This window comes from Psychromonas hadalis ATCC BAA-638 (assembly GCF_000420245.1).
GTDB lineage: Bacteria > Pseudomonadota > Gammaproteobacteria > Enterobacterales > Psychromonadaceae > Psychromonas > Psychromonas hadalis.
In genome coordinates, this window is sequence record NZ_ATUO01000115.1 from 1 (window position 1) to 11,546 (window position 11,546).

Sequence of the window (11,546 nt, forward strand, 5' to 3'; positions counted from 1 at the left end):
TTTTTGAAAACAATTTAGCGCAAGTTATTGTGTAACGATTTCTAAGCACCTATTTTTTAGCTTTTAACCGTTGTGTTTACCACCAAGCCTCTGCTTGAATGCCAACACTAATCTCGTTGTCAGCACCATTTAATGCAGTGCCTTCATTGTCGGTAATGTAAGAACTGAAAATACGAATTTCAGGACGTGCCCAAAAGCTATTGCCCGCAGACCATGCTTGTGCGATGGTGAATTTACTACCGCCTGCATCTACATTGTTAATTGTCTCTGCAAATGCACCTAATTCAACAATGGTACGCATATGTTGGTTCCATTTGTACATTGGGCGCACAACAAGGTTGTATGACGTATCGTCAGTATCAGTACCACCTACGTCAGAGCCAGATGCAAACATGACTTGATGACCAAACTCGATACTATCGCCAAATGAAGCAACACCCCAGTTAATAATACGGAAACCTGTTGCATCGTTGTTATCACCTGAACGGTCATACCATGCACCACTGCCATATTGTACCATCTGCGCACCGTATGAACCACTACCCGCTTGTAAGACGGTTTTGTTGAAACCACCCTCGAAACCTTGGGTAATAATTGCAGTTCCCATCATGCCGTCATCAGCAACTAAGGTCTGATTGTTTTTCTCATTGGCGTAGCTGTAGTTAAAACCAACCTCTAGCTCAGCACCACTCCAAAGTGGCATGCCTGCGTAGCGGATATCAGCAGTGTAAGCTGTTACACTTTCATCGTACTTTTTATCACCTTTATCATCATAATTACCAGCAAATTGGCCACCATCATCTTGTAAAAGTGCGACAGAAAGTCGACCTGGACCCATTTGAATGTTTTCGATACCGCCACCCGTACCCGATGTATTCCAGTAATAGAAATCAGTGATGTGGATATCATGGCGTTGGTAATAACGTTTACCGGCCCATAATACGATCTCTTTATCTGCAAATAGCCCTTTTGCTTGCACGTTAAACTGTGCAATATTGAAATCACCATCTTCCCAACCATTATTACCTGTCACACCAGAGGCGATCATTGAATCAAGTAAGAAAGAGACACCATCTTCATTGTATACTTCTTTGCGGAAACCAAATTCTCCGTAAAGATCATTCTCGTTACCTAAACGTCCTAATTTGAATTTTTCAAAAGAGGGATTTTTGCCACTTTCAGTGCCTAAACCTGTACCTGCGCGCATATAACCATTGAACTCAACCGGTGATGCTTCAGCCATCACATTTGATGATAAAATCGCTGCAGAAACAGCAATTGCGAGTGGTAATTTTTTCATAGTTTCTTTCCTTTAGTTTATTTATTTTTATTACCTTTCTTCGAAGGCTATTTTATTTATGCTCATGTCATGATTAACAAAAAATATGTTTGCATTGCATGAGTAATGAATTCTTATGCTTTAACACCAATCTCTTGATAAGTTCGTTTGCAGGCTAAGCCATCTTTTTTGAACAGGTGACAGCGGTGCTCAGGTAATCTAAATTGGAAATCTTGTCCAATTGCGATATCAGCTACATCAAAATAACGGATGATAAGATCGCTTTCGAGACAGGTGGCTTCAACGTAGATTTGCGTTTCATGACCCAGTTGCTCTAGCACTTGTATTTCACTGCTTAAGATAAGCCCACCTTGTTCGGGCTCTCCTTTACTACACTGCGTTGAAACAGAAGTATCGATATGTTCAGGACGAATGCCGACGGAAACCGAATCGCCTACGGTTAAGCCATCTTGTTCAACCTGTAGCATTAAAAAGGCATCGTTAGGTAGTTGAACTTTCACGCCGTGGGTGGTTAGTTCCACGACCTTGGCATTGATAAAGTTCATTTTGGGAGATCCAATGAAACCGGCTACAAAACGATTTTGAGGGTAATGGTATAGTTCGAGTGGTGTACCAACTTGTGCGATACTGCCTCCTTCTAACACTACAATGCGATCTGCCATGGTCATCGCTTCCACTTGATCATGGGTGACATAGACCATGGTGGCATTAAGGCGTTTATGCAGCTTGCTTATTTCAATACGCATCTGCACACGTAGTGATGCATCAAGATTAGAAAGTGGCTCATCAAAGAGTAATACTTTTGGGCGATTAACCAGTGTACGGCCGATAGCAACACGTTGTTGTTGTCCCCCGGAAAGCTCTTTGGGTTTTTTATCTAGCTGGCTACCGAGTTGTAAAATAGAGGTGGCGTAATCTAAACGTGCTTGAATCTCTTTTGGGTCAGTCTTTTTAAGGCGTAAACCAAAAGTCATATTGTCTCTGAGATTAAGGTGCGGGTAAAGTGCGTAAGATTGAAATACCATGCTGATTGAACGTTCAGAGGGTGGCACATCATTAACCAGTTTGCCATCGATATAAAGCTCACCCGAGGTGATCTCCTCAAGCCCTGCAATCATGCGTAGCAGTGTTGTTTTTCCGCAACCTGATGGGCCAACAAAAGCGATAAATTCACCATCAAAGATCTCTAAATCGATATCTTTTTGTACCACTACATTACCGAATGATTTGCTTACTTTCTTTAACACAACATTTGCCATCTGCGTACCCTCTAATCGATTTGATGAGGACATTTTGACTTAACTAATAAAGATGAACATCCTCCTAAAAGGGGGGAGTAGCGTTTTTATTTTAGGGGGCGGGGAATGGTGAACTGCGCTGTAATGCTGATATTTACTGGTTTTATCTATTTATAGAGAAGATGCCCTTTGTTACAGAGTATAACAAAGGGCATTATTCCGCTTATTTAAATCAGCGCGATGAGTTGTTCGCTGAGTTGCAGTGCCTCTTTACGGTTTTCAAGGCCAAGCTTTTGATACACATTACGAATATGAGACTTGATGGTGGTGGGGGCTACACCCAGATTCAGTGCAATCTCATGGTTACGACAACCTGAGTGGATAAGCCCTAATACCTGCCATTCACGGGCGGTGAGCGGAATATTTTTAACCAGCCGTGGTGTACTAGTATGGTTAGTGATTTTTATTACCGCTGCGCTATCAAAGGGATTTTTAGGCCCTTCGTTGAGGCTGATACCTGAGAGCTTTAATAGCTTCATCAGTTTTGTTTTGACGGAGTGAATTAATGAGGGATCATTGGCCAGCTCTTGATAGATAGGTTTAAGATTTTCTGATTCGCGTATAAAACAGGTATTTAAGCCAGTATAGAGTGAAGATTCAACTGCTTGTTGTAGGTGTAGTTTGGCACTACTAAATTTATGAAGTTTGCTTTCGATACTGGTTAATAAAATTAAATTACGGTTAACTTCCATGGGTAATTGGCATTGCTGCGCATCTAACATATTTTTTTCTGCTATCTGTAGTGCTTCATCAAACTGCCCCAATTTGATATAAGCACGGATAAGATTACGATTGTGGCATTGATCAAAATGGTTTAGTGCTGTTACTGGACGGGGTGCTTGTAGTAACCATTTTTCAATGGCCGCTATATCATTATTGAGTCGCCAATATTTAAGGCGTACATAATTTGCAGAAGCTATCCAATCACTGTGATAATTTTGATTGCGTAATAGGCGCTCTATCTCTGCCATTAATGGGGTTGCTTGCTCTTTTTTGCCCTGCTCAAGGGCCACTTTCGCTTGCAGCGTGTAGCTATATAAAAACCACTGTTCATCAAAAGGTTTGATCACTTCTAAAGCTTGCTCACACAACTGTTCTGCTAGTTCAAATTGCCCTGCTTGATAGGCTCGTTGCACTTTGAAATGCAGTGGAAATACATATAAAGGCAGTGATTCTAGGTGATGCTCTTTTATAAGTTCAATCGCTTGTTGCAGGTGATCTTCCGCTTTTTGATGTTGGCTCTGAGCTTGCAGTATTTCTGCTTGTTGATACAGCGACCAGATCATACTTTGAAACATTTTCTTTTCACGGGCGAGCAGTAACACTTCTTGGAAATATTGATAAGCGAGATCTAATTTGCCTAAACAGTGGTAAGCCTCACCAATAATTGTTTGTGCGATAATGTTGGTACGTGCATTCGGATTTGGTAGTGTTAATAAGGTTTGTTGTGCTTCATTTAAGGCATCATTTACACGTCCTTGATTGATCGATATTTGCGCCTTAATCACCATAAACTCACTTAACATCTGCTGTGATAAAACCAGCTTATGCTCTGTAAACATCTTTTCTGCGCGCTTAATAAAAGGTGCAACTTTGTAGTGTTGGTGATGACTTTGTAGCATCCACGCTTTTAATATCACTAATTCAGGGTGTCGCCAGATAACCTGTTTAATCAAGTAAAAGCAATTTTGTAGGTGATTAAATTGGCCATCATGAAACAGTGCCCACCCCGCTTGTTGCAACAATGAAATAACTAATGTTTGATCCTCACTGCGTAACACGTAAGGCATTGCTTCTGCTAATTGTTGTCTTTCTAACCACAATATTGCAATCTCTTTATCGGTTAATGGCTTTATCTGCTGCTGTCTGCTTTTATACAATAAAAAGTTTTTTAAAAAACTATTAAATGTAAACCAATTAGGTTGCTTAGGCAGTTTACTCAGTAGATTATTCTGCTCATTAAGTTTTGCTAATAAAACCTCTCCTTGGTCAGTCTCACAGAGTTGATTGATGACCAGTGCGTCTATTTTATTTAAAGGGGCAATACGCAGTAACAACGTTTGCAACTGCTCGGGTAGTTGTGAAAAAACTTCTTCATCAAAATAATCCCATAGGTAAATATGCTCATTTTTAGCTATCTGAGTAGCACACTCTACAAAGCTCTGTGCATCTTTACTTAAAATTGCAACGAGTTGTAACGCAGTTGGCCAGCCGGTTACACTCTGGTTAAGCTGCTGTATTTTTGCGGAAGGAAGAGGGTAAGGGAGGCTTTTTTCAAAAAACAGTAAGCTCTCTTGATCACTAAAGGCAAGTTCGAGCATGGTTAATTCAAACAGTTGTTGTTTGATGCGCAGATTAGAAACAGGCAGTTGTGTGGCGGTGCGACTGCTAATGAGTATCTGCCAATTGTTAGGCATATGTTTAATGAAAAAACTCAGCGCTTGCAAAATATCTGTATCGGTAATGTGTTGAAAATCATCTAACACAATACTGATCGGGGTTTGTAATTCACTGGTTTCATTGAAAAATAGGGTAAATAGGTCGATTAAATCTAAATCACTGCCCTGTTTAACCATTTCAAGTGTTGCGGGGCTACTGATGCTTTTTAAGCTTGCAAGACTGGAAATGAAATAGAGTGCAAATTGCTGGGCATTGTTATCAAATTTGTCGATACTAAACCAAGCATTTTGTGTTTGTTTTTTTGCCCATTCACATAATAATGCCGTTTTCCCATAACCTGCTGGAGCGGTGAGCAACGCCAATTTCATCTCATCAAAATCATATAATAGATGTAAGCGTGTCATGGCGTTTTTTAATGTGCGAGGTGCAGTTAACTTAGACTTTATGAGCATCTGTAATCCTTCAATAAAACGGCAAAAAGTGTGTAACTTATTTTACTCACAACAGTTCCGTGTTATAGCTGATTTAATTTAAGCCTCCTGCTTCTGATTAAACTTATGCTTTTAATTGATTGTTTGGTAGTGGAAGCATTCTATTTTGTGCTATTGATTCACTTTATTGTATGAGAGTACGCCTTATCTTTTTATTGTGCCTTGTTCATTTTGTAACAAAGTGCAACATAGTGATGTTGTTTTTTGATTTTTACTCTTTTATTTACAAGTAGTTGGCACTCGTTTTTGTGATATTTACAGGGGGCGTAGGTGGCAGGGGGATGACCAAAATAGTACGAAGTATTATTGTTTATCAGGTTAATTTACACCGCTACTTCACTCATACTCTTTAAGGTAACCACCATGAAAAAAACACTCAGTACACTGGCCGTTTCAGTTTTAGTTGCACTCGGTAGCATGAATGTCGCCCATGCAAAAATGGATGAAGGACAAATTACTATCTGGATAAACGGTGATAAAGGCTATGACGGTTTAGCATTGGTGGGGAAAAAGTTTGAAGCCGATACGGGTGTAAAAGTGATTGTGGCGCACCCTGATAAATTAGAAGAAAAATTCCAACAGGTTGCATCAACAGGTGGTGGTCCGGATATCGTGTTTTGGGCGCACGACCGTTTTGGTCAATGGGCGCAAGCGGGGCTATTAGCAGAAGTAAAACCCAGCGCGAGTCTGAAAGCTAAAATGGTGGATTTTACGTGGGATGCGGTGACTTATGACGATAAATTCGTCGGTTATCCTGTTGCAGTTGAATCACTTTCACTTATTTACAACAAAGATTTACTGCCTAATCCGCCTAAAACATGGGAAGAGATGAGTGCGATTGATAAACGCCTTAAAAAAGAAAATAAATCTGCGATCATGTGGAACCTAAAAGAACCGTTCTTTACATGGCCGTTGATTGCCGCTGATGGTGGTTATGCGTTTAAATTTGAAAATGGCGTTTACGATGCTAAAAATACAGGTGTTAATAACGCAGGTTCAAAAGGTGCACTGCAATTTATTGTGGATATGATTGAGCGTAATGAGATAAGTGCGGATGTGGATTACTCGATTGCGGAATCTGCCTTTAATACCGGTGAAACCGCGATGACCATTAATGGTCCTTGGTCTTGGGCGAATATTGATAAAAGTGGTATTAACTACGGTGTTGCTATTTTGCCCACTTATAAAGGTAAATCAGCAAAACCTTTTGTTGGTATTTTAACCGCGGGTATTAACAGTGCCAGCCCTAATAAAGAGCTTGCTAAAGAGTTTATTGAAAACTACCTGTTAACTGACGAAGGGTTAGCATTAATCAATAATGATAAACCTCTGGGTGCGGTTGCATTAAAATCTTACCAGCTTGAGCTAGAAAAAGACCCGCGTATTACCGCAACCATGCAAAATGCTGAAGCAGGTGAACTGATGCCTAATATCGCAGAGATGTCTAAGTTCTGGTATGCAGAGCGCACTGCGATTAATAATGCGGTACAAGGGCGTCAAACGGTTTCTGATGCATTAGATGATGCAGCAAAACGTATCGTTAAGTAGCTTGGTAATTACTCAGGCCGTCGCCATTTACGCTTATGTCATCGTGAAAAATGCTCATTTAAACCACTAAACTGCGCTTTTTCGCCTTGAACTAAACTCCAATGGCTATACCAAAGGAACTAAAAAAGTGATCAGTCTTACTTGTTAAAATTATCCCTACCTGTGTTGTGAGTTTTGAAGTGAGAGTAACTATCTCCTGCAACTCTCGCCTTGTTAGTGCTAATTTTCCCTGCGTAATACTTGAGCACTTCATTAATTCCATTGGTATTAGCCCTGAGCATTTACCGTGTTTTTGTGTAAGTCACCTAAAATTTATTGAGGTGACTCGTCATTATAAATAATGGTGACAATAAACTGTAATAGGTTTAAAGAGGTATCTATGGATCTAACACTTGAGTCTGGGCAATCGTTGTCAACACGTGCCAATTGGATAAAATGGATTGTATTAACACTGATTTCATTTGTTGCAGGTTATGCAGTTGTTCTGATGTATGCACAAAATGAGACTATTTTTGCACTATTAACCCTAGTGATTGTGGCATCGGGTGTGGTCATTTTTGCTCGAGAAGACACCTATTCACATCGTTATATCTATCCTGGTATCGCTGCTATGGTGGTGTTTATTATCTTCCCGCTGATGTATACCATCGGTATCGCATTTACCAATTACAGTGGCACTAATCAGTTGACTTTTGAGCGTGTGCAAAAGCAGTTTTTGAGTAAAACCTATCAGCAACCTAATTCTGTTTATCAGTTTGAATTATACCAACTCGACAACGATCAAATCCAATTGCATTTTGAAAAACAGGGTGAACGCTATTCAACGCCTGTTATTAATTTATCTGCGAGTGAGAAAGTCACATTGGCAAGTACGACCCTAGAAAAAACGGGTGAAAAAGCACCGCTACGTTTTATTATTCAAAACCGTAAAACACTCGGGCAGTTAACTATTATCTCCTCTGATGGATTCCCATTGACAATGAGTGGTTTGCGTGAATTTTCGTCAACAACCCCACTTTATGAACTACAAGAAGATCAAATTACCTTAGTGAGTCTATTAGATGGCTCAGTGCTAAAACCCAACATGGAGACTGGTTTTTATCAAAATATTGATGAAAATGGCACTTTTGTTGGACGTGAAATATCTCCCGGTTTTGTGGTTAGCACTGGATGGGATAACTTTACCCGTATCTTTTTAGACAAAGGTATCCAAGGACCCTTTATTCAGATTTTTATCTGGACCGTTATTTTTGCAGGATTAACCGTTTTATTTACTTTAGCGCTAGGTTTAGTGCTTGCTTCTATCGTGCAGTGGGATGAGTTAAAAGGCAAAGCGGTTTATCGAATGTTACTGATTTTACCTTATGCTGTACCAGCATTTATCTCTATTTTAATTTTTAAAGGATTATTTAATCAGAGTTTTGGTGAGATAAACCAATTGCTTGAAGGCATGTTTAACCTAAAAATAAATTGGTTTACCGACCCTTACATGGCAAAAACCATGATCTTGATTGTTAATACTTGGCTTGGTTATCCCTATATTATGATTTTATGTATGGGGTTATTAAAATCGATTCCCACCGATCTCTATGAAGCGTCTGCCATTGACGGTGCGGGGCCGATTGATAACTTCTTTAAAATTACATTACCATTGATGATGAAGCCCTTAACGCCGTTGTTAATTGCTAGTTTCGCGTTTAACTTCAATAACTTTGTATTGATTCAACTGTTAACCAACGGTGCGCCCGATATTATCGGTTCATCGACACCGGCAGGACATACCGACCTGTTAGTGAGTTACACCTATCGTATCGCCTTTGAAGGCGGTGGTGGTCAAGACTTTGGATTGGCGAGTGCCATTGCCACATTAATCTTTATCGTAGTGGGTGGGTTGGCATTATTAAACCTACGCGTTTCTAAAAACCAACAAGCTTAGGGGACTATTATGGCGATTGTTAAATCTAAAAATGAAAAAAACCGTGTTTGGTTTGCACATCTCTTTTTATGGGTATTTTGTGCAGCTATTTTATTCCCTTTGTTAATGGTTATCGCTATCTCATTTCGTGAGGGTAACTTTGCATCGGGGTCGCTCATTCCCAGTGATCCCACCTTAGAGCATTGGAAATTAGCATTGGGTATGGTGGTCACACATGCTGACGGCAGTATCACTAATCCTCCGTTTCCTGTTTTGTTATGGTTGTGGAACTCAATCAAAGTAGCAGGCATTACCTCGATCATTATTGTTGCCTTGTCTACAACCTGTGCCTATGCCTTTGCGCGTATGAAGTTTGCAGGCAAAAAAGTACTATTAGAGGGGATGCTGATATTTCAGATGTTTCCTGCTGTGTTGGCATTAGTCGCGCTGTATGCGCTATTTGATAAAGTGGGACAATACATTCCCTTTTTAGGATTAAATACTCACGGAGGCCTGATTTTTGCCTACCTCGGTGGTATCGCATTGCATGTGTGGACTATAAAAGGGTATTTTGAAACGATTGACAAATCTCTTGAGGAAGCCGCATCACTCGATGGTGCAACGCCTTGGCAAACCTTTAGGATGATTTTGTTACCCCTGTCTGTGCCCATTTTGGCAGTGGTTTTTATTCTCTCTTTTGTGGGCGCAATCACCGAAGTACCCGTTGCTTCTATCCTGCTGGTGGATGTTGATAAATACACCTTAGCAGTCGGTATGCAGCAATACCTTTACCCGCAAAATTACCTATGGGGTGATTTTGCAGCTGCTGCCGTACTTTCTGCACTACCGATTACCGCGGTCTTTTTACTGGCACAAAAATGGTTAGTGGGAGGGTTAACTGCAGGAGGCAATAAGGGTTAAAGAAGTACCTTATTTGAATTAAAAGAGCAAACTGGTTACAGTATTGCTCTCTTTTTCTTTTTCATGTTTTGGTTGCTAAATGACAAGAAAAGGATTTATTCGTTATCGTGCGGGGTATGAGTATCAGCTTGCGGCGCATTACCAGTTACAAACGGATTTTAAAATACCCCTGGTTATTGATGAAGTGTTTATTACGCTAACAACAGAGAGTTTATTAGAGATAAAAAAGGCTATGCGTGGGCAGGCCCAATGGTGGGAAGTGAGCATGCTTCTTTAGAGCCTGAAGTCTTGATGTCGGCTTGCAATTGCACAGAAAAGTGGCTGATAAGTTGTTTAAACTGCTCTGTCTCGATGATGGTATTCCCCACTTTTTAGCCAGTAGTTATTATGATGTATTATCAGCCCCTAAACTAACAACAAGTCAATAAACTAACATTGATATATTATGTTTATCATGCAGTTAGTTTAAAAGTGATCTGTGCATTGGTAATTTTTCAATGAACAGTCTAAAAATAGATTCTGAAAATCAGAAATAACAGGAATGTTGCATGGGAAACTCTAATTTATCAAATAATGCCTCAGTAAAAGAGATTGGTGAGTGGTTAGCGAGTCATACCGATCAATATATTGACCGTATTGCATTACATGCAAAAAAGAAAAGTAGCGCCACAGAGCGGGGGAAAGTGCGCCGCAACATCGAAGCGATAAAAGAACGTAATCGTTTAAGAGAGTTATTGGGTGATGATGAACCGCTTGATAGTTAGCGCTTAAAAATTATATTCAATGTTGTTGATATACCAAGTAATAATCCCTTTTGGTGTATTCACAACGGCTTCGTCATCCACTTCTTTTTTTAGTAGCGCGCGCTAAACTCGAAAGACTTTGCCGTTATATTACCCGCTCTGCAGTATCAGAAAAAAGGTTGGCAATAACTACTTACGGGAAAATTCGTTACCAACTTACAAGCACCCTATCGTGATGGTACCACCCATGTGATCTTTGAACCGCTGGATTTTATCGCCCATTTAGCTGCCTTGGTACCTAAACCTCACCAGGTTTCATGATTTTTTTGCGCCAAATAACAAAAACAGAGCAGAGATCTCCCCCAATAAGGCTAAACAAAGAAAGCAGGGGGCACATCGAAAACCGGATGGCACTAAACAAAAACAAAGCAGTTAAAAACGTAAATAAAAGACCTGGTCGACAGGCTCAAACGGATCTTTGGGATAGATATAGAAACCTGTCATCAATGCGGTGGTGTGGTTAAGATCATTGCAAGCATTGAAGATCCAGTTGTGGTAGAAAAGATACTCAGTCACCTTCATAAAAATAATGAAAAAATAGCAAAGAGCTTACAGCCGGAAAGTCGAGCCCTCTTCAGATGAGTTTGTTTGAATAAAGGCAAGTTCATCATAAACAGAAGCAGCTGGTTTAGACAACAGCGGGAAGGACTTGCATTTTTACCTGTGATTTTGTAAAAGAGTTGAATAATAGGCGATAAATGTCAGTATTTCACTCCCTCATAGCACTGAAAAAAGAGGAAAATGTGGAAATTTTAGGTAAGCATATTTTAGATATTAAGAAAAAGGATGTTTATTCTACCTATACTCAGACAACAATTAGCTACAACAGAGCCAATAAAAAAGCGTATTTTATTACATATTTATCTTGGT

Annotated in this window: 9 protein-coding genes and 1 pseudogene; 6 read left to right on the forward strand and 4 right to left on the reverse strand. The window is 39.9% G+C overall.

Features of this window, described 5'->3' with window-relative positions; genetic code table 11:
* Window positions 1–76: 76 nt before the first annotated feature.
* From lamB to malT, 3 genes are all read right to left on the reverse strand, one after another.
* A complete protein-coding gene (gene lamB, locus G322_RS0113465) occupies window positions 77–1,300 on the reverse strand; it encodes a maltoporin LamB (protein ID WP_022942277.1) in 1,224 nt (407 codons plus the stop codon).
* Between the two features lie 113 nt (window positions 1,301–1,413).
* Window positions 1,414–2,559: a maltose/maltodextrin ABC transporter ATP-binding protein MalK gene (gene malK / locus G322_RS0113470; protein ID WP_028866632.1), complete on the reverse strand. Its 1,146-nt coding sequence runs from the start codon at window positions 2,557–2,559 to the stop codon at window positions 1,414–1,416.
* A 206-nt stretch (window positions 2,560–2,765) separates the two neighbouring features.
* Window positions 2,766–5,450, reverse strand: coding sequence for an HTH-type transcriptional regulator MalT (malT, locus tag G322_RS0113475; protein ID WP_022942279.1), 2,685 nt, complete (start codon window positions 5,448–5,450; stop codon window positions 2,766–2,768).
* Between the two features lie 402 nt (window positions 5,451–5,852).
* Between malT and malE the strand changes: the two genes are divergently transcribed.
* The 5 genes from malE to G322_RS0113500 all read left to right on the forward strand — a co-directional run bounded on the left by malE (window position 5,853) and on the right by G322_RS0113500 (window position 10,637).
* Window positions 5,853–7,037 carry a maltose/maltodextrin ABC transporter substrate-binding protein MalE gene (gene malE / locus G322_RS0113480; RefSeq protein WP_022942280.1) on the forward strand — a complete coding sequence of 395 codons (1,185 nt, stop codon included), beginning with the start codon at window positions 5,853–5,855 and terminating at the stop codon, window positions 7,035–7,037.
* A 379-nt stretch (window positions 7,038–7,416) separates the two neighbouring features.
* Window positions 7,417–8,973: a maltose ABC transporter permease MalF gene (gene malF, locus G322_RS0113485; protein WP_022942281.1), complete on the forward strand. Its 1,557-nt coding sequence runs from the start codon at window positions 7,417–7,419 to the stop codon at window positions 8,971–8,973.
* Window positions 8,974–8,982: 9 nt separating this feature from the next.
* Window positions 8,983–9,873: a maltose ABC transporter permease MalG gene (gene malG, locus G322_RS0113490; protein ID WP_022942282.1), complete on the forward strand. Its 891-nt coding sequence runs from the start codon at window positions 8,983–8,985 to the stop codon at window positions 9,871–9,873.
* Between the two features lie 79 nt (window positions 9,874–9,952).
* Window positions 9,953–10,150: a hypothetical protein gene (locus tag G322_RS0113495; RefSeq protein ID WP_022942283.1), complete on the forward strand. Its 198-nt coding sequence runs from the start codon at window positions 9,953–9,955 to the stop codon at window positions 10,148–10,150.
* A 271-nt stretch (window positions 10,151–10,421) separates the two neighbouring features.
* Window positions 10,422–10,637, forward strand: a complete 216-nt coding sequence (locus G322_RS0113500; RefSeq protein ID WP_022942284.1) for a PA3496 family putative envelope integrity protein — start codon at window positions 10,422–10,424, stop codon at window positions 10,635–10,637.
* 3 nt (window positions 10,638–10,640) lie between these two features.
* On the opposite strand, the pseudogene G322_RS24570 reads toward G322_RS0113500, so the two are convergent.
* Window positions 10,641–10,739 (reverse strand): annotated as a pseudogene (locus G322_RS24570) (GreA/GreB family elongation factor); the annotation flags it as partial.
* 26 nt (window positions 10,740–10,765) lie between these two features.
* Between G322_RS24570 and G322_RS24835 the strand changes: the two are divergent.
* Window positions 10,766–10,852, forward strand: a complete 87-nt coding sequence (locus tag G322_RS24835) for a hypothetical protein (RefSeq protein WP_281166524.1) — start codon at window positions 10,766–10,768, stop codon at window positions 10,850–10,852.
* Window positions 10,853–11,546: the final 694 nt, after the last annotated feature.